A 17,361-nucleotide genomic window follows, 5' to 3' on the forward strand; every position below is an offset into this window, starting at 1 on the left:
AATCCCTCGCACCGGCAACCGCCACTGGCCTGAACCAACCGCTCTACAGCGGCGGGCTGTACGTACACCGGATTTTCACTCCGGCACCGCGAGTTCGAACCACACCGTCTTGCCCGTGACGCCGGGTCTGGTGCCCCAGCGGCGGGACGCGGACGCCACCAGGTACAGTCCGCGGCCGCTCTCGTCCTCCGGGCGTGCGGCGCGCTCGCGGGGCGGGTCCGGCAGCGGGTCGGACACCTCCACCAGGAGGACGCCGTCCAGTCCGGAGCGGCGTACCAGACGGACCCCGATGGGGCCCGTCGCATGCCGCAGGGCGTTGGTGACCAGCTCGCTGACCAGCAGGGCCGCGAGGTCCGCGAGGCTGTCGAGGCCCCAGTCCCGCAGTCGGCCGCGCACGGCCTGACGAGCGCTGCGCACGGCGCCCGGTTCGGCGGGAAAGGTCCAGTCGGCGCAGTCGTCCTCGGTGTCGATCACGCCGATCACTTCCCAGGCAGGAGCCTCACCCATGTCCGGTTTCATGGGGTTAATGGGCACATACCCGATATTCGGGTTGAAGTACCGTGCAGGGCTGCGCGCTGTGGCACGAAAGGCGTACGGGGCGTGCGCACGGCACTTTGATGAGCCGCACGCCCCCGGCGGGCTTCAGGCGCCGGGCTCGTCGGCCACACCGGGACGTGGGCCGCGGGAGGCCGGAGCACCGGCCGCTCCCAGATGGGCGAGGGCCTGCCGCACGGCCGGGACGTCCTGGTCGAGCCAGGGCACGTCCCAGATCTCGTCGGGGCCGAGCCAGCGCAGTTCGTCGTGGTCCTGGAGGGGCCGGGGAGCGGCCGATCCGGGTCGCAGCCGGGCGGTCCACACCTGCAGGACGTACGGCTTCCTCAGGGGCCACTCCCCCGGGACGCGGTCGCTCACCTCGGCGTCGACGCCGAGTTCCTCGCGCAGTTCCCGCGCGAGTGCCGCGTCGGCCGTCTCGCCGGGCTCGACCTTGCCACCGGGCAGCTCCCAGCGCCCGGCCAGCTCGACGGGCGCGCTGCGCCGGGCGGCAAGCAACCGCCCGTCCTCGACCAGTGCGGCCCCTACGACGATCCGCTCACTCATGCGGGGAGCCTACGGGAGGCCCGCCGGCCTCCGGGGCCCTGCCCAGGGCACCCCCGCAGGCGGTCAGTCGTGGGCCACGGCCGGCCCGCTCCGGCCGAGCCTCTCGACCCAGTACAGCTGCTTGTGACCGCGACCGTCGAGGCTCTCCGCGATCTTCTGGGCCTCGGCCCGGGTCGCGTACCGGCCCACGCGGTAGCGGTTGCCGTTGTCGTCCTCCCGTATCACGAGCCAGGGCAGAGCGACCGTGCTGTCGTTCATCGCGCCCCTCCACTTCCCGCCCGCGGCCTGTGCCGTACCCCACCCGCCAAGGAAACCGCAATACGCATATGCCCGAGCCTACGCCTAACCTTCACGGAGCGAATACGGGTTTTCACGAAGAGGTACGCAACCGGCCAGGACGCGGGGGCGCACGCCCGTGAACGCGCCATCCGGGCACACCGGGTCGGCCTGCCGGGGGCATACCGCATACACGAGCGGCGACCTGCGTGAACGACGGCCGGGCGGGGCCGCGCACCACCCCGGCCCGGGGCGCTCCGGACGGTGATCGTGTGAACGGGGCGCGCGGCGGGCGGATGGGAGCGACCGCTACTTGACCGGAAGGTGGTAGGCGACCCGGTACCGATCGGCCGGAATGACCACGTCGGCCGTCTCCACCGGCCGGCCGGAGGCGTAGAACGTGCGCTGGACGACCAGCACCACATGACCGGGGACGCCGCCCAGGACGAGCAGCTCCTCGGCGAGGCCGGGCCGGGCGCCGACCTCCTCCGTGACGTTGTCCACGATCACGTCGATGGCGCGCATCCGCTCGACGACGCCCATGCCGCCGACCGGCCCCTCCTCCGGCAGCATCACGGGCGTACGCCCCGTCACGGCGAGCGGCTCCCAGGACGTGGAGAGCATCATCGCCTCGCCGCCCTCGCGGTAGAGGTACTTCGTGCGCATGACCCGCTCGCCCGGCTCGATGCCCAGCCTGCCGGCGACCGCGACGCTCGCCTCGGACTGCTCGCTGCTGGACTCCCAGGTGCCGTGCCCCTCGCCGTCGGCCTGCTCCTGACGGAAGGGCGTGGCCCCGCCGGTCGGGCGGTAGCCGGAGCGGGAGATGCGCCGGGGCACGGGGCGCTCGCGCACATAGGTGCCCGAGCCGGAACGGCCCTCGACCAGGCCTTCCGCCATGAGCACCTTGCGGGCCTCCAGCGCGACCGTGTCCGAGACGCCGTACTCCTGGCGGATTCTGGCCTGGGAGGGGAGGCGGGTGTGCGGGGGCAGCCGACCGTCGACGATCTTCTTGCGGAGATCACCCGCGACACGCAGGTACGCCGGCTGCTCACCGAATGTCACTGGCCGCTCCCATCAGGTTGTACAGACAGCAACAGCGTGGCAACCGTAGGTTGTGCGGTGCAAGCAAAGGCCAGAGAATCACTCGATGTGATGACATGAGGGCCCTGGGGGCTTTACGCAGGCAGTTTCTCCCCGCTATGGCCGCCGTCACACCTGTGCCGCGGAGTCTTCCTTCCCGCCCTGCCCGGCAGCGGGCGGGGTCGTCGCCAGACCGAGGGCCTTGCGCGCCGTGACGGTCGCCGGCCCGTCCACCGCCCCGTAGCCCTTGTCGTAGTGCGCGTGGTACGTGTCCGCGTCGCCCGCGGTGCTCGCCTTCCGCCACTCCGTCCGGGCGTCCTCCAGGTCGGCCACCAGGTCGGCGACGGGGGTGCGGGCGCCGGCCCGCCAGGAGTGTCCGCGCAGCGCCTCGATCTGCTCGCCGAGCACGTCGTGGACCTGCGTGGCCCAGGCCCGGTGGGCGGCGAGGTCCTCCTCCGGGGTCCTCCCCGGCTCCTCGTAGAGGGCCGCGTCCAGGGCGTTGGCCGTCGACAGGAAGACGACCTGGTCGGTGTCGAACGTGGTCGGGTCGCCGCGCAGGGAGCCGGTCAGCCCGGCCCCTTCGTCGGTGTTGCCGAAGAGACAGGTGATCGCACGGTCGCCGTAGCGCCAGCTGTCCCGGGACGGCATCAGGTAGTACACGTCGACGTCCGCCGGCATCGCCCAGGTGTCCATCGCGTACTGGTCCTGGAGGGCGTAGCACTTCTCGTCGGCGAGGTCGGTGATCCTCGCATCGCCCGGGAAGGCGCCGCCGGGCAGCGCGACGACCGCGAAGACCTCGCCGTCGTGCCGGCCCCCGCAGGGCACCCGGTCGACGTCGTAGGTGTCACCTTCCAGTCCGCCGGGCGCGTCGAAGCAGTCGCCCTTGTCCAGCGACAGGCTCTCGTTGCCCCGGGCCCGGTCCTTGAGCCCCTCCCACGCCGTCGAGGCGGCTCCCGTGGACAGCACCGCCGCCCACAGCGCGATCCCGGCGGCCGACAGCACCGAACCGGCGATCGCCATGCCCCGCCCGCTCTGCCCGGACTGCCGGATCTGCCGCAGCGCGATCAGCCCCAGCACGAGTCCCGCGGCGGGCAGGAAGCAGAGCACGCCGAGAACCAGGGCGGCCACGGCGAGCGCGTTGACGGAGACCGGGGCGCCGTAGGGGCGGCCGGCGGGGCCGTACGGGCCGGGGCCGGGGGCTCCCTGGGCGTACGGGCCGGGGCCCGGGGCTCCCTGAGGCCAGGGGGCCGGGGGCGGGCCGTGGGGGTCCCGGGGCTGCTCGGTCCCAGGGGGCGGGGGTACGGACACGGCTACGGTGCTCCTGGCTGAGGCGGTGAGAGAGCGGCCGTCCGCGACCGACGTACGGCTGGGCGCATCGTAAGCGGCCCGGACCTCAGTCGTCGCGGGCGCCCGTGGCCCGTCGGCAGGCCTCGGCATACGCCCGCACCAGCGGCCGTCGCCCGTCCTGCCGTCTCCAGGCCAGGACGTACCGGCTGGGGGCGAGCCCGTGCACCGGGCGGGCCGTCACGCCGCCCAGGGTGAGCAGGGGGACGTTGCCCTCCGCCACGAGGCAGACGCCGAGGCCTGCGGCCAGCGCCTCGTACGTCTCCTCCGTACCGGCGATCTCGGCGCCGATGCGGGGCGGGCTGCCACCGCGTGCGTCGAGGGCGAGCCAGTAGTCCCGCAGCGGACCCGCGCTCTCCGGCAGGGCGAGGAACGGCTCGTCCAGGAGGTCGGCGATGTCGATCGCGGTGCGGGCGGCGAGCGGGTGCGTGTCCGGCAGGGCGACCATGAGCGGTTCCTCGGCGACGACCGTCCAGTCGTAGCGGTCCCGGCCCGGCAGGGGCAGCCAGACGAAGGCGAGGTCGGCGGTGCCGTCGGCGAGGCCCGCCGTGGGGTCCTCCCAGTTGATCTGCCGGAGCCGGACGGCGGCCTCCGGGTGCGCCGCCGTGAAGCGGGAACGGATCGCGGGCAGCAGGCCGCCGCGGACCGGGCTGGTGCTCATGCCGACGACCAGGGTGCTGCGGCGCGCCGCCCGGACGGCGTCCACCGCGGCGGCGCCCTCCTGCCACGTGTCCAGCACCCCGCGCGCGTGCGGCAGCAGCGCCGTACCGGCGTCGGTGAGCTCCACGCCGTGCCGGTCGCGCCGGAACAGCTCGGCCCCCAACTGCCGCTCCAGCGCCCGGATCTGCTTGCTCAGGGCGGGTTGGGAGACGTAGAGGCGCTCGGCGGCGCGGGTGAAGTGCAGTTCCTCGGCCACGGCCACGAAGTAGCGGAGGTCCCTCAGATGAACGTCCATGGTCATGCCCATCGGCTATCACCAAATGTCTTGGACGGGCCATCATCCCGGGCGAGAGGGTGACTGACGTAACGACACGAGACGGGGAGTGCGTCATGAACAAGGTGTGGCTGATCACGGGCGCGAGCAGCGGCTTCGGGCGGGCGATCGCCGAGGCGGCCCTCGCGGCGGGCGACGTGGTGGTGGGTGCGGCCCGGCGCCCCGAGGCGCTGGACGAACTGGTCGCCGCCCACCCCGACCGGGTGGAGGCGCTGCGCCTGGACGTCTCCGACACCGGCGCCGCCGAGCCCGCCGTACGGGACGTCGTCGCACGGCACGGGCGGATCGACGTGCTGGTCAACAACGCGGGCCGGACGCATGTCGGGGCGTTCGAGGAGACCACCGAGGAGGAGCTGCGGGCGCTGTTCGACGTGCACGTCTTCGGTCCGGCCGCCCTCACCCGGGCCGTGCTGCCCCACATGCGCGAGCGGCGGTCGGGCGCGATCGTGCAGATGAGCAGCATGGGCGGGCAGTTGTCGTTCGCCGGCTTCTCGGCGTACAGCGCCACGAAGTTCGCCCTGGAGGGCATGTCCGAGGGACTCGCGGACGAGGTCGCCGAGTTCGGCGTCAAGGTGCTCATCGTCGAGCCGGGCGCCTTCCGCACCGGCCTGTTCGAGACCGGGCGGGCCGGGACGAGTGCGGACAGCGGGGTGTACGGCAAGGTGAGCGAGACGCGTGGTGCCGTCGTCGGCGGTGACGGCACCCAGCCGGGCGATCCGGCCAAGGCCGCCGCCCTCATCCTGGCCGCCCTGGACGCCGAGCGCACGCCCCTGCGCCTGCCCCTGGGCGACGACGGGGTCGGCGCGGTGCTCGGCCATCTCGACCAGGTGCGGGACGAGGTCCTGACGTGGGAGAAGCGGGCCCGGGACACCGCGTTCGACGACTGACGGGCCGCCGGCACGCCGGAGCCGCCGGGGGTCAGCCCCGGGCGGGCCGGGACAGCCACTGGGCCACCGCTTCCGAGATCGGCTGCCCGGTCTCCAGCTCCACGAAGCCGAACTGGCCGCTCTGGTTGCACTCGAGAAACCACCAGAAGCCGTCCTCGTCCTCGGCGAAGTCGAAGGCCGCGTAGGCCAGTCCCGCCATGTCGACGTAGTCGTGCACGGACTTGCGGATGCGGTCGGGCACCTCGGCCGGCTCCCAGGTGTGCCCGGTGTCGCCGTAGCGGCCGTCCACCTGGTCGGGGTCGGCCTCCTTCCGCGCCGCGAACAGCCGGCCGCCGACGCAGGTCAGGCGGATGTCCGCGCGTTTGGGGATGTATCGCTGGAGCAGCGCGGGGCCGGCCGCGACGCCCGAGAAGTCCGAGTCGGGTCCGATCAGGGTGGTGGGCAGGGCCAGCGGGGGCTCGCCGGGCGGCGGTCCCGAGGCGGACTTGACCACCACTTCCCCGTACTCCTCGGCGAACTGCCGTGCCAGGCGCGGGACGGTGGTGACGACCGTCGGTGGCACGGCGAAGCCGGTGAGGTGGGCGGTTCTCAGCTGCCACGGTTTCAGCCGGGCCCGCTCGGCTTCGCGCGGGTGGTTCATCCAGCGCGCGGAGGCCGAGTAGAGCATGCCGAACAGGGCCTGGCGGGTCTCGGCGGTCAGCCAGGCGGAGGGCTCGTCCGCGTGCGCGGCGGGCTCGCCGGGCCTGCGCACCCACACGGACCGCAGGCCTCCCATGCTGACCACGTGCCCGTTTCGCCGACAGGAGCCCTTCGAAGTCACCGTGCGCGTAGCGGGCGGACAGCAAGGTGTTGACCGGCAGGTCCGCGGGGTCGAGGCGCATGACCGGCACCGCTGCGTCGTGCAGTCGGGTCACGACCATGTCGGCGGTGACGTCGTCCTTGGACGTGAGGATCAGTACGGTCATGCGCTCACGGGGTCAGTCGTCGAAGTGCGTCTTGGATCCGGCGGTGGACGCCGTCGTCCCGACCGCCAGGAGGAGTTCCGGGTCGCTGACCGCGGGGCGGCCGTCGGGAAGCACGTTCAGCTGGAGCGAGTCGTCGAAGCGGTAGGGCGGCACCGCCGTCGGATGGGACGCGGGCCGTATGTAGTTGAGGGTGAACGGTCGCACTCGAAGCCTCCGGGTTCGCGCGCCGCCCGTGTGCGGTGCCGCGCGCGTACCCCGCACAGGAGTCACTCATCACGCCTCATCCACATCACCGGCAACACTGCGTCCAATTTCTTCACTGCTTACACACCGAAAGTGGCGCCGGAATCGTCACTGGGGGCTTGCGGCCCCGGTGATTCGGCCCGGAGATCGGCACGGGGCGCCCGGGCGAGGGCACGTGACGGGGTCACCGGCCCGGACCGCCGCCCGGGCGGCCGCCCTTGGTGCTTCCCTTGCCCGCCCCGGTCCTGCTGCCGGCCGAGCCCGTCCCCGCGCCGGGGTCCGCGGCGACCTCACCGGCCCTGTCCGGCTCGCCGGGCCGGCCGGGCTCGGGCGTGGACCGGGCCGGCAGCCCGGCGCAGTACGCGTCGACCTCGTCCGCACCGCCCGCCGCCGCGACGAGCCGCTGCCAGGCGGTCGCGTCGAGCGCCGTTCCCCGGCCGTCGACCCGTTCGTAGGCGCGGCACTGGGCGTCGGTGTCCTGGGCGGAGGGCGGGCCGTCGTCCCGCCCGGGGCCGTCCGAGGGAGTGTGTGAGACCTGGCCGTCCGGCCGGGCGGGGGCGGGAGGCGAGGAGGGCGTCGTCCCGCCGGAGCCGTTCGCGGGCGAGCCGACGGAACCGATGGCGGCGACCGCGACGCCTCCCAGAGCGACGCTGGTGAAGACGGCGGCGATCGTGGTCTTCAAGGCCGGACAGTCGCAGGTCCTTGTTCACGACCAGGGTGTCGAGTCCCGCGCTCAGGGCGGGGTACGGAACGGATCGAGTGCCCCGCCCGGCGCCGCGGCCTTGCGGGCCCTGCGCTCAGCCGGAGTGCCGCCGCAGGAGGGCGAGTTCGGCGTTCATCTCGGCCAGGAAGCGGACGACCACCTCCAGTTCCTCGGGGCTGAAACGGCCCCGGGCGGCGTCGGTGCTCCGGGCCAGGGGCCGGAAGTAGTCGCGGGCCAGGCCGCGGGCCGCTTCGGCGTAGTGCAGGTGCACCACGCGGCGGTCGCCGGCGTCGCGGACCCGGCGGATGTGTCCGGCCCGCTCCAGCCGGTCGAGGCACGCGGTCACGGCGCCGGACGTGAGGTTGAGCTGCCCCCGCAGACGGCCCGGCGTCATGGGCTCGCCCGCCGCGTCCGGGTCGGAGTCGGCGTCGAGGATCGCGATCAGGGCCTGCATGTCGGTGAGATGCAGGCCCTGTTCCTGCGCGAACTCCTGGGCGATGCGGTTGAACTCGCTGTTCATCCGGCGCAGGAGAACGGCGAAGGACTGCAACCCGGTGGGGTCCTCCGCCGGAAGAGATGCCGTGGGTGCACCGGATCCGCTCATCCCCCCAGCCTAGTATCTCTCAATGATTGAGATACTTTATGAGTGAGTTACTTCCTGAGTGACTTCTTCCACGGTCACTTCCTCTACGGCTTGGGATGTGCATGAGTACCGCACCGCGTCGGGCCCGGCGGCTCGTACCGCTCGTTCTGCTGCTCGTTTGGCTGGGGGTGGGCGGGACGCTCGGTCCCTACGCCGGCAAGCTCGGCGAGGTGGCCACCGACGACCAGGCCGCCTTCCTGCCGCGGAGCGCCGAGTCCACCCGGGTCCTGGAGGCCCGGGCCGCCTTCGACCGGGCCGAGACCGTGCCGGCCGTCGTGGTCTGGACGGCGGACGGGCAGCGGTTCACCGCGCAGCGGCAGGCCGAGGCCGGACACGCCGTCGCCGCGCTCGCCGGGAAGCCCGGCGTCGTGGGCCGCCCCTCCCCCGCCCTGCTCTCCGACGACCGCGAGGCGATACAGGCCGTCGTCCCGCTGGAGCCCGACCTCGGCGACCGACTGCCCGCCGCCCTCGACACGGTGGGCGAGGCGGCCCGGGGCGTGCCCGGCACCACGGTGCGCATCGCCGGCCCCGCGGCCGTCCAGGCCGATCTGTCGGACGCGTTCGCGGGCATCGACGGACTGCTGCTGGGCGTGGCCCTCGGCGCCGTGCTGCTGATCCTGCTGCTGGTGTACCGGAGCGTCCTGCTGCCGTTCCTGATCATCCTGGGGTCGGTCTTCGCGCTGGGCCTCGCCTGTGCCGTGGTCTACGCGCTGGCCGACCGGGACGTGGTCCGGGTCGACGGCCAGGTGCAGGGCATCCTGTCGATCCTCGTGATCGGCGCCGCCACCGACTACGCCCTGCTGCTGGCCGCGCGCTTCCGGGAGGAACTCGCCCTGCGCGAGGACCGTTCGGCGGCTGCGGTGGCCGCCGTGCGCCGGTCGTCCGGGGCGATCACCGCCAGCGCCGCCACCGTGGCGCTCGGGCTGCTGGCCCTGCTCGCGAGCGACCTCACCAACAACCGTGCCCTCGGGCCGGTCGGCGCCGTCGGCATCGGCTGCGCCGTGCTCGTCACGCTCACCTTCCTGCCGGCCGCGCTGGCCCTGCTGGGCCGCACCGCCTACTGGCCGTCTCGGCCCAAGCACCCCGAGGAGTCCGCCGAGGGCAGCGGCCTGTGGCGGCGCGTCGCCCGGACGGTGGACGGCCGGCCCCGGCGGACCTGGGCTGTGACGGCGCTCGTCCTGGCCGTCTGCGCTGCTCTCTCGCCCTCCCTGTCCTCCCAGGGCGTGCCGCTCGACGAGATCTTCGTGAACGACACACCGTCGGTGACCGCGCAGGCCACGCTCGGCGCGCACTTCCCCGGCGGCTCCGGCAACCCCGCCGTCGTCATCGCCGACGCGGACCGCACCGCCGAGGTGACGGCCGCCGCGCGCGGCACCGAGGGCGTGGCCTCCGCCGGTGCCGTCTCCGCCTCCGGACGGCCCGGTGCGGGCGAGCCGCTCGTCGTCGACGGGCGGGTGCGCGTCGACGTCACCCTGAAGGCGGCGGCGGACAGCGACGCGGCCAAGGAGACCGTCGAGCGGCTGCGCGCGCGGGTGCACGCGGTGTCCGGGGCCGACGCGCTGGTCGGCGGGTACACGGCGCAGCAGTACGACACCCAGCGGACCGCCGCCCGGGACCGGACGGTCATCGTGCCGATCGTGCTGGCCGTCATCCTGCTGATCCTGATGCTGCTGCTGCGCTCACTGCTCGTGCCGGTGCTGCTGGTGGCGACCGTGGGGCTCAACTTCCTGGCGACGCTCGGGGTGTCGTCCCTGGTCTTCCAGCACCTGCTCGGCTTCAGCGGCACGGACGCCTCGGTACCGCTGTACGGCTTCGTGTTCCTGGTGGCGCTCGGCGTCGACTACAACATCTTCCTGATGTCCCGGGTCCGGGAGGAGGCACTGGCGCACGGCAACCGGCAGGGGGTGCTGCGCGGGCTGACCACCACCGGCGGCGTGATCACCTCGGCGGGTGTGGTGCTGGCCGCGACGTTCGCGGCGCTGACGGTGATCCCCCTGGCGTTCCTGGTGCAGATCGCGTTCATCGTCGCCTTCGGGGTGCTGCTCGACACGCTCGTGGTGCGCTCCCTGCTGGTGCCGGCGCTGGTGATCGACATCGGGCCGCGGGCGTGGTGGCCGAGCGTCCTGGCCCGCCGGGACGGCTGAACCGCCCGCCGGGCCCGTGACGGTGCATCCGCCGCGGCCGCCGGGCCGGAAGTGTTTCCTGTCAGGGCCGGTCGCGATCCGGCGGCACGGCGGCGGTACGGGACGCCGGGAGGCAGGGGTATGGCGACGGACGGGCGGCGGCTGCACTGTCTGGTCACCGGGGCGTCCGGGTACATCGGCGGGCGTCTGGTGCCGGAACTGCTGCAGGAGGGCCACCGCGTCCGGTGCCTGGCCCGCTCCCCCGGCAAGCTCCGCGACCACCCCTGGGCGGCGCACGCCGAGACGGTCCGGGGCGACGTCACGGACCCGGAGTCGGTCGCCGCCGCGATGCGCGGGGTCGACGTCGCCTACTACCTGGTGCACGCCCTCGGCTCCGGCTCCGGCTTCGAGGACACCGACCGCGCCGCCGCCCGGGTCTTCGCCGAGCAGGCCCGGGCCGCGGGCGTACGGCGGATCGTCTACCTCGGCGGGCTCACGCCGCGTGACGTCCCCGCGGAGTCGCTCTCCCCGCACCTGCGCTCCCGCGCCGAGGTCGGGGAGATCTTCCTCGACTGCCCCGTGCCCACGACGGTGCTGCGGGCCGCGGTCGTCATCGGCTCCGGCTCGGCGTCGTTCGAGATGTTGCGCTACCTCACCGAACGCCTGCCCGTGATGGTCACCCCGAGCTGGGTGCACACCCGCACCCAGCCCATCGGGGTGCGCGACGTGCTGCGCTACCTCGTCGGCTCGGCCACCATGCCGGACGACGTCGACCGGGCCTTCGACATCGGCGGTCCGGACGTCCTCACCTACCGGGACATGATGCTGCGCTACGCCGCCGTGGCCGGGCTGCCGCGGCGGTTCATCGTGCCGGTCCCGGTGCTCACCCCGCGGCTGTCCAGCCACTGGGTCGGCCTGGTCACCCCGGTGCCCGCCGGCCTCGCCCGGCCGCTGACCGAGTCGCTGCGGCACGAGGTCGTCTGCCGCGAGCACGACATCGCCCGGTACGTGCCGGACCTCCCCGGCCGGCCGCTGCCGTTCGACGAGGCGCTGACCCTGGCGCTGCGCAAGGTGCGCGAGGCGCAGGTCGCCACGCGCTGGTCCTCGGCCTCGGTGCCCGGAGCTCCCAGCGACCCGCTGCCCACCGACCCCGACTGGGCGGGCGGCAGCCTCTACCAGGACGAACGGCAGCGCCCGGTCGACGCCTCCCGGGCGGCTCTGTGGAAGGTCGTCGAGGGCATCGGCGGCGACAACGGCTGGTACTCCTCCCCGCTGGCCTGGGCGGTCCGGGGGTGGCTCGACCGGTTCGCGGGCGGGGTCGGGCTGCGCCGCGGACGGCGGGACACCGAGCGCCTGAGGGTCGGTGACTCGCTGGACTTCTGGCGGGTCGAGGAGCTGGAGCCGGGGCATCTGCTGCGGCTGCGCGCCGAGATGCGGCTGCCCGGCCTCGCCTGGCTGGAGATGTACGCCGAGACCGACGAGGCGGGCCGTACCCGTTACCGGCAGCGCGCCCTGTTCCATCCGCGCGGCCTGCTGGGCCACGCCTACTGGTGGAGCGTCGCCCCGTTCCACTCCGTCGTGTTCGGCGGCATGGCGCGCAACATCGCCCGGGCCGCGTCCGAGGGCACCGGCGGGCGCCGCAGGGCCTCGCGCATCCGGCGGGCCCGCGAGCGGCGAAGTGTCCGGCATCAACGAACGGCATCCGCACCACCGCACCAGGAGTGACACCATGACCGTCGCGGTCGTCCTGTTCACCTCGGACCTGCGTCTGCACGACCATCCGCCGCTGCACGCCGCGCTGCACGCGGCGGACGAGGTGGTCCCCCTGTTCGTGCGCGACCCGGCCGTGCACGCCGCCGGTTTCGACGTGCCGAACCGCGCCGCCTTCCTCGCGGACTGCCTGGCCGACCTCGACGCGTCGCTGCGCCGCCTCGGCGGACGGCTGGTCGTGCGCAGCGGGCCGGTCGCCCGCGAGGTCCGCGCGGTGGCCGCCGCGTGTGGCGCCACGGAGGTGCACATGGCCGCGGGGGTCACCGGCTTCGCCCACCGCCGGGAGGAGCGGCTGCGCAAGGAACTCGACGCCGACGGTGTCCGGCTGCGGGTGCACGAGGGCGTGGTCACCGCCCTTGCGCCCGGGGCCGTGACACCGGCCGGCTCGGACCACTTCGCCGTGTTCACCCCGTACATGCGCCGCTGGTCCAAGGAGCGGCTGCGCGACCCCCTGCCCGCGCCGCGTGCGGTGCGGGTCCCCGAAGCGGCCCGCGGCGAGGACCCGCCCGCACGGCCGGCGGGGCCGGACCTGTCCCCGGACCTCCCGCCCGGCGGGGAGTCCGCCGGGCGGGACCGGTTCGCGCGCTGGGCGGACGCGGACCTGTCCCGCTACGAGGACCGGCACGACGACCTGGCGGGTGACGCGACGTCACGCCTGTCGCCCTACCTGCACTTCGGGGCGCTCTCGCCGGTGGAGGTCGTCCGGCGGGCCCGCGAGAAGGGCGGGGCCGGGGCGCAGGCGTTCGTCCGCCAGGTGTGCTGGCGCGACTTCCACCACCAGGTCCTCGCGTCCCGGCCCGAGGTGTCCCTGCGGGACTACCGCTCGCGGGAGGACCGGTGGCGCGGCGAGGAGGAGGCCGCCGAGGACATCGCCGCGTGGCGGGAGGGCCGTACCGGCTACCCGGTGGTCGACGCGGGCATGCGCCAGCTGCGCCACGAGGGCTGGATGCACAACCGGGCCCGGCTGGTGGTGGCGAGTTTCCTGACCAAGACGCTGTACGTGGACTGGCGGATCGGCGCCCGGCACTTCCTGCGGTTCCTGGTGGACGGCGACCTCGTTAACAACCAGCTGAACTGGCAGTGGGTCGCCGGCACCGGCACCGACACCCGCCCGAACCGCGTCCTCAACCCCGTCCTGCAGGGCAAGCGCTACGACCCGGACGGCGGTTACGTCCGCCGCTGGGTGCCCGAGCTGGCGGACGTCCGCGGCTCCGCGGTGCACGAGCCGTGGCGGCTGCCGGAGCACCGGCGGGCCCGGCTGCGCTATCCGCAACCGCTCCTCGACCTCGGCGAGGGCCTGGCCCGTTTCCGGCAGGCCCGCGGCCGCGACTGACAGCCCGGAACCCGGCGCATCCGAAACACCGCTCCCAGCGGAAGCACTGATGTGCGGATGACCGGAAGCGAGAAGGGGTTGCGCATGCTTGGACCGCGGCCGACGGTGGCCGGACCGGCGGAGACGAACGACGCCCCGCTCACGGCTCCCGGAGCCACGCGTGCCATGGAGGCGGTCCTCGAGCGGGTGCTCGACGCGCGGCTGCGGCAGGCACGCGACACGGATGCGGTGTTCACCCATGAGATGGCCGAGCGCGTCGCCGCGTTCGTCCGGCGGGGCGGCAAGCGGCTGCGGACCGCGTTCGTGTGGTGCGGCTGGCGGGCCGCGGGCGGCTCCGGCGACACGGGCGCGGTCCTGCGCACCGGGGCCGCCCTCGAACTGCTCCAGGCCTGTGCGCTCATCCACGACGACGTGATGGACGGATCGCCGCTGCGCCGGGGCGGTCCCGCGATGCACGTGGACTTCGCCCGGGGGCACCGGGCCGGAGGGGCGGGCGGCTCCGCCGAGTCGTTCGGGACGTCGGCGGCCGTGCTCGCGGGCGATCTGGCGCTGGCATGGGCGGACGACCTGCTCACGGAGACGGCGCTCGCCTCGCCGTACGGCACCCGGCTGAACGACGAGTGGAGGGCCATGCGCACCGAGATGGTCGCCGGGCAGTACCGCGACCTGCGGGCGCAGGCGAGCGGCTCGTCGGGCGCGGAGGAGGCACTGACCATCGCCGTCCTGAAGAGCGCCCGCTACACGGTCGTGCGGCCCCTGACGCTGGGCGCGTCACTGGCCGGCGCCGACGCGCGGACCCTCGGCGCGCTGCGAGCGGCGGGCCGGTGCGCGGGGCTCGCCTTCCAGCTGCGCGACGACCTCCTCGGCGCGTTCGGGGACCCGGCGCTGACCGGCAAACCGGCCGACGAGGACCTGCGCTCCCGCAAGCTCACCCCTCTTCTCGCCGTCGCCGTCCGGCTCGCGCAGGCCGGTGGCGACGAGGACGCCGCCGCCGTGCTCGCCCCGGACGCGGACGCCCGGCCGGGGCACACCGTCGAGCGGATGCGGGCCGCGCTGGAGCGGACGGGCGCCCGGGCCGAGGTGGAGTCGAGGATCGCGGACCTGGCGGCCGCCGCCCTGCGGCACTTCGAGGCGGCCGGCGCCGCCCCCGCCGTCCGGCGGGAGTTCGCCGAGCTCGTCCGGCGCGCCGCCGGCGTCGCCGCGCAGCACGCGCAGGAGCTCGTATGAGGACCGTGACGGGTCCCACGGACCATGTCGTGGTGGTGGGCGCCGGCCTGTCCGGGCTGGCGTGCGCCCTGCACCTGCTGGGCGCCGGCCGCCGGGTGACGCTCGTCGAACGGGACGCCGGCCCGGGCGGGAGGGCCGGCCGGGTCGGGCTCGGCGACTACCTGGTGGACACCGGGCCGACCGTGCTGACCATGCCGCACCTGGCCGACGAGGCGTTCGCGGCCGTCGGCGAGAGCCTCTCCCGGCACGTCGAGCTGGTGGCCCTGCACCCCGCCTACCGGGCCGGTTTCGCCGACGGGTCCTCGCTCGACGTGCACACCGACGGCGACGCCATGGAAGCGGAGGTACGGCGCTTCGCCGGGCCCGCGGAGGCGGCGGGCTACCGCAGGCTGCGCGGCTGGCTGGAGCGGCTGTACCGGGCGCAGATGCGCCGGTTCATCGACACCAACTTCGACTCGCCGTTCCAGCTGGCACACCCGGACCTGGCCCGCCTCGCGGCGCTCGGCGGCTTCGGACGGCTGGACGCCCGGATCGGCCGTTTCCTCTCCGACGCCCGGCTGCGCCGCGTCTTCTCCTTCCAGGCCCTGTACGCCGGTGTGGCCCCGGCCCGGGCCCTCGCGGCGTACGCGGTGATCGCCTACATGGACACCGTGGCCGGGGTCTGGTTCCCCAAGGGCGGCATGCACGCGCTGCCCCGGGCGATGGCCGACGTGGCGGCCGCCGCCGGTGCCGAGGTGCGCTGGTCGGCGGAGGTGAGCACGCTGGAACGCTCGGCGGGCCGGGTGCGGGCCGTCCGTCTCGCCTCGGGCGAGCGCATCCCGTGCGACGCGGTGGTGCTGACCTGTGAACTGCCCGCCGCGCACCGTCTGCTGGGCCGGGCGCCCCGGCGTCCGGTACCGCTGCGGCACTCGCCGTCCGCGGTGATCCTGCACGCGGGCACCGACCGCACCTGGCCCCACCTCGCCCACCACACACTGTCCTTCGGCGCCGCGTGGGAGCGCACCTTCGACGAACTGACCCGGACGGGGACGCTGATGAGCGACCCGTCCCTGCTGATCACCCGCCCCACCGCGCACGACGCCTCGCTGGCGCCGCCCGGCCGCCACCTCCACTACGTCCTGGCGCCCTGCCCCAACACCGCCGTGGGCCCCTCCGCCGCCGCCTGGCGGGACCTGGGCCCCCGCTACCGCGACCGCCTGGTCACCGAGCTGGAGCGCCGCGGCCTGGACGGCTTCGCCGACAGCGTCGAGGAGGAACTGCTGGTGACCCCGCTGGACTGGACGGCCCAGGGCCACGCGGCGGGCAGTCCCTTCTCCGTCTCCCACACCTTCGCCCAGACCGGCCCCTTCCGGCCGCGCAACCTCGTGCGCGGCCTGGACAACGTGGTCCTGGCCGGCTGCGGGACCACACCCGGAGTCGGCGTACCGACCGTGCTCATCAGCGGGAAGCTCGCCGCCGCCCGCGTCACCGGAGGCTCCGCCACCGTGCCCCGGGCGGGCCGGTCTTCGTACCGCCGCCCGTCCACCCCGACCGGAGCAGGTGCCCATGACCCGTCGTGAACTGGACGCCGCCGGGATCACCGACCCCGGCCTGCGGGCCGACTACAGCCGGTGCCGGCAGCTCAACGCCCGCCACGGCCGCACCTACTTCCTGGCCACGCGCCTGCTGCCGCTGGAACGCCGTACGGCCGTGCACGCGCTGTACGGCTTCGCCCGCTGGGCCGACGACATCGTCGACGACCTGGACCGGCGGCTGACGCCCGACGAGCGGGACCTGCTGCTCAAGCGGCTGGAGGAGGACCTCGCCCTCGCGCTGCGCACCGGCGGCGGGGACGAACCGGTGGTCCGGGCCGTGGCCGACACCGCCGAGCGCTACGGCATCGACGTGGACCTGTTCGCCGACTTCCTCGCCTCGATGCGTGCCGACCTGACCGTCACGGACTACCCGACCTACGCCGACCTGCGGGCCTACATGCACGGCTCGGCCGCGGTGATCGGCCTGCAGATGCTGCCCGTGCTCGGCACGGTCGTCCCGCGCGAGGAGGCGGCACCGCACGCGGCGGCCCTCGGGGTGGCGTTCCAGCTGACCAACTTCCTGCGGGACGTGGGCGAGGACCTGGACCGGGGGCGCGTCTACCTGCCCGCGGATCTGCTCGCCGCCCACGGGGTGGACCGGCCGCTGCTGGAGTGGAGCCGGCGCAGCGGCCGGCGCGACCCGCGCATCCGGGCGGCACTGGTCGCGGCCGAGGCCCTGACCAGGGACGTGTACCGGGAGGCGGAACCGGGCATCGCGATGCTCGATCCGCGGGTGCGGCCCTGCATCAGGACCGCGTTCACGCTGTACGGCGGCATCCTCGACGCGATCGCGCGGCACGACTACACCGTGCTGCACCGCCGGGCCGTCGTACCCCGCCGGCGACGGGCCGCCACCGCCGCGGCCGGTGTCCTCAAGGTCGCCCGCGCACGGTGGCACGCGCCGCCCGCGGCGAACCGGGCCGCACCGCCACGCGAGGAACCCGAACGGCAGGAAACCGAAGGGTGGGGACCCGAACGGCAGGAACCCGGGCGGTGGGGACCCGGGCGGCGGGAACCCGGGCGGCGGGGTCCGGAGGGACGGGAACGGCGGGGACCCGAGCGGCAGAAACCCGGACCGCGGGGAACCGAGCCGCGGAAGCC

15 protein-coding genes and 2 pseudogenes are annotated in these 17,361 nt (G+C 74.4%); 7 read left to right on the forward strand and 10 right to left on the reverse strand.

Annotated features, from left to right (window positions below):
• Nucleotides 1-75: 75 nt before the first annotated feature.
• The 6 genes from ACFZDI_RS02925 to ACFZDI_RS02950 all read right to left on the reverse strand — a co-directional run bounded on the left by ACFZDI_RS02925 (nt 76) and on the right by ACFZDI_RS02950 (nt 4,765).
• The gene (locus tag ACFZDI_RS02925) at nt 76-507 is read right to left on the reverse strand and encodes an ATP-binding protein (protein WP_234846179.1); all 432 of its coding nucleotides are present in this window, start codon (nt 505-507) and stop codon (nt 76-78) included.
• A gap of 135 nt (nt 508-642) precedes the next feature.
• Nucleotides 643-1,098, reverse strand: coding sequence for a (deoxy)nucleoside triphosphate pyrophosphohydrolase (locus ACFZDI_RS02930; RefSeq protein WP_234846181.1), 456 nt, complete (start codon nt 1,096-1,098; stop codon nt 643-645).
• Nucleotides 1,099-1,161: 63 nt separating this feature from the next.
• Nucleotides 1,162-1,356 (reverse strand): SPOR domain-containing protein, encoded by a 195-nt coding sequence (locus tag ACFZDI_RS02935; RefSeq protein WP_391247323.1) that lies wholly within the window; start codon nt 1,354-1,356, stop codon nt 1,162-1,164.
• A 327-nt stretch (nt 1,357-1,683) separates the two neighbouring features.
• A complete protein-coding gene (locus ACFZDI_RS02940; RefSeq protein ID WP_234846183.1) occupies nt 1,684-2,436 on the reverse strand; it encodes a GntR family transcriptional regulator in 753 nt (250 codons plus the stop codon).
• A gap of 147 nt (nt 2,437-2,583) precedes the next feature.
• Complete coding sequence (locus ACFZDI_RS02945) at nt 2,584-3,762, reverse strand: DUF4190 domain-containing protein (RefSeq protein WP_391247325.1); 1,179 nt, start codon at nt 3,760-3,762, stop codon at nt 2,584-2,586.
• Nucleotides 3,763-3,847: 85 nt separating this feature from the next.
• Nucleotides 3,848-4,765, reverse strand: a complete 918-nt coding sequence (locus ACFZDI_RS02950; protein ID WP_234849873.1) for a LysR family transcriptional regulator — start codon at nt 4,763-4,765, stop codon at nt 3,848-3,850.
• 83 nt (nt 4,766-4,848) lie between these two features.
• On the opposite strand from ACFZDI_RS02950, the gene ACFZDI_RS02955 reads away from it, so the two are divergent.
• Nucleotides 4,849-5,679 carry an oxidoreductase gene (locus ACFZDI_RS02955; protein WP_234849872.1) on the forward strand — a complete coding sequence of 277 codons (831 nt, stop codon included), beginning with the start codon at nt 4,849-4,851 and terminating at the stop codon, nt 5,677-5,679.
• A gap of 31 nt (nt 5,680-5,710) precedes the next feature.
• On the opposite strand, the pseudogene tgmB reads toward ACFZDI_RS02955, so the two are convergent.
• The 4 genes and pseudogenes from tgmB to ACFZDI_RS02975 all read right to left on the reverse strand — a co-directional run bounded on the left by tgmB (nt 5,711) and on the right by ACFZDI_RS02975 (nt 8,194).
• Nucleotides 5,711-6,644: pseudogene (gene tgmB, locus ACFZDI_RS02960) on the reverse strand (ATP-grasp ribosomal peptide maturase).
• 12 nt (nt 6,645-6,656) lie between these two features.
• Nucleotides 6,657-6,848, reverse strand: a complete 192-nt coding sequence (tgmA, locus tag ACFZDI_RS02965) for a putative ATP-grasp-modified RiPP (RefSeq protein ID WP_234849870.1) — start codon at nt 6,846-6,848, stop codon at nt 6,657-6,659.
• Between the two features lie 223 nt (nt 6,849-7,071).
• Nucleotides 7,072-7,569, reverse strand: a complete 498-nt coding sequence (locus ACFZDI_RS02970; RefSeq protein ID WP_391247329.1) for a hypothetical protein — start codon at nt 7,567-7,569, stop codon at nt 7,072-7,074.
• Between the two features lie 115 nt (nt 7,570-7,684).
• Nucleotides 7,685-8,194 carry a MarR family transcriptional regulator gene (locus ACFZDI_RS02975; protein ID WP_391247331.1) on the reverse strand — a complete coding sequence of 170 codons (510 nt, stop codon included), beginning with the start codon at nt 8,192-8,194 and terminating at the stop codon, nt 7,685-7,687.
• A gap of 101 nt (nt 8,195-8,295) precedes the next feature.
• On the opposite strand from ACFZDI_RS02975, the gene ACFZDI_RS02980 reads away from it, so the two are divergent.
• The 6 genes and pseudogenes from ACFZDI_RS02980 to ACFZDI_RS03005 form a co-directional block, all read left to right on the forward strand.
• Nucleotides 8,296-10,377: an MMPL family transporter gene (locus ACFZDI_RS02980; protein WP_391247333.1), complete on the forward strand. Its 2,082-nt coding sequence runs from the start codon at nt 8,296-8,298 to the stop codon at nt 10,375-10,377.
• Between the two features lie 120 nt (nt 10,378-10,497).
• A complete protein-coding gene (locus ACFZDI_RS02985) occupies nt 10,498-12,081 on the forward strand; it encodes an SDR family NAD(P)-dependent oxidoreductase (protein WP_391247335.1) in 1,584 nt (527 codons plus the stop codon).
• 4 nt (nt 12,082-12,085) lie between these two features.
• Nucleotides 12,086-13,459 (forward strand): FAD-binding domain-containing protein, encoded by a 1,374-nt coding sequence (locus tag ACFZDI_RS02990; RefSeq protein WP_391247337.1) that lies wholly within the window; start codon nt 12,086-12,088, stop codon nt 13,457-13,459.
• Between the two features lie 84 nt (nt 13,460-13,543).
• Nucleotides 13,544-14,686 carry a polyprenyl synthetase family protein gene (locus ACFZDI_RS02995; RefSeq protein ID WP_391247339.1) on the forward strand — a complete coding sequence of 381 codons (1,143 nt, stop codon included), beginning with the start codon at nt 13,544-13,546 and terminating at the stop codon, nt 14,684-14,686.
• Nucleotides 14,683-16,245, forward strand: coding sequence for a phytoene desaturase family protein (gene crtI, locus ACFZDI_RS03000; RefSeq protein ID WP_391247341.1), 1,563 nt, complete (start codon nt 14,683-14,685; stop codon nt 16,243-16,245). The genes ACFZDI_RS02995 and crtI overlap by 4 nt, the downstream gene beginning before the upstream one ends.
• A pseudogene (locus ACFZDI_RS03005) lies at nt 16,232-17,188 on the forward strand (phytoene/squalene synthase family protein); the annotation flags it as partial. The gene crtI and the pseudogene ACFZDI_RS03005, both read left to right, overlap by 14 nt.
• Between the last annotated feature and the right edge of the window lie 173 nt (nt 17,189-17,361).

Source organism: Streptomyces sp. NPDC007907 (genome assembly GCF_042959365.1).
Taxonomy (GTDB): domain Bacteria; phylum Actinomycetota; class Actinomycetes; order Streptomycetales; family Streptomycetaceae; genus Streptomyces; species Streptomyces indiaensis.

Bases quoted from the DNA above. Each gene is read 5' to 3' on its own strand.
- crtI (WP_391247341.1), top strand. From the start codon at position 14,683: ATGAGGACCGTGACGGGTCCCACGGACCATGTCGTGGTGGTGGGCGCC.
- ACFZDI_RS02985 (WP_391247335.1), top strand. From the start codon at position 10,498: ATGGCGACGGACGGGCGGCGGCTGCACTGTCTGGTCACCGGGGCGTCC.
- ACFZDI_RS02950 (WP_234849873.1), bottom strand. From the start codon at position 4,765: ATGGGCATGACCATGGACGTTCATCTGAGGGACCTCCGCTACTTCGTG.
- ACFZDI_RS02975 (WP_391247331.1), bottom strand. From the start codon at position 8,194: ATGAGCGGATCCGGTGCACCCACGGCATCTCTTCCGGCGGAGGACCCC.
- ACFZDI_RS02990 (WP_391247337.1), top strand. From the start codon at position 12,086: ATGACCGTCGCGGTCGTCCTGTTCACCTCGGACCTGCGTCTGCACGAC.
- ACFZDI_RS02995 (WP_391247339.1), top strand. From the start codon at position 13,544: ATGCTTGGACCGCGGCCGACGGTGGCCGGACCGGCGGAGACGAACGAC.
- ACFZDI_RS02930 (WP_234846181.1), bottom strand. From the start codon at position 1,098: ATGAGTGAGCGGATCGTCGTAGGGGCCGCACTGGTCGAGGACGGGCGG.
- ACFZDI_RS02955 (WP_234849872.1), top strand. From the start codon at position 4,849: ATGAACAAGGTGTGGCTGATCACGGGCGCGAGCAGCGGCTTCGGGCGG.
- ACFZDI_RS02980 (WP_391247333.1), top strand. From the start codon at position 8,296: ATGAGTACCGCACCGCGTCGGGCCCGGCGGCTCGTACCGCTCGTTCTG.
- ACFZDI_RS02935 (WP_391247323.1), bottom strand. From the start codon at position 1,356: ATGAACGACAGCACGGTCGCTCTGCCCTGGCTCGTGATACGGGAGGAC.
- ACFZDI_RS02925 (WP_234846179.1), bottom strand. From the start codon at position 507: ATGGGTGAGGCTCCTGCCTGGGAAGTGATCGGCGTGATCGACACCGAG.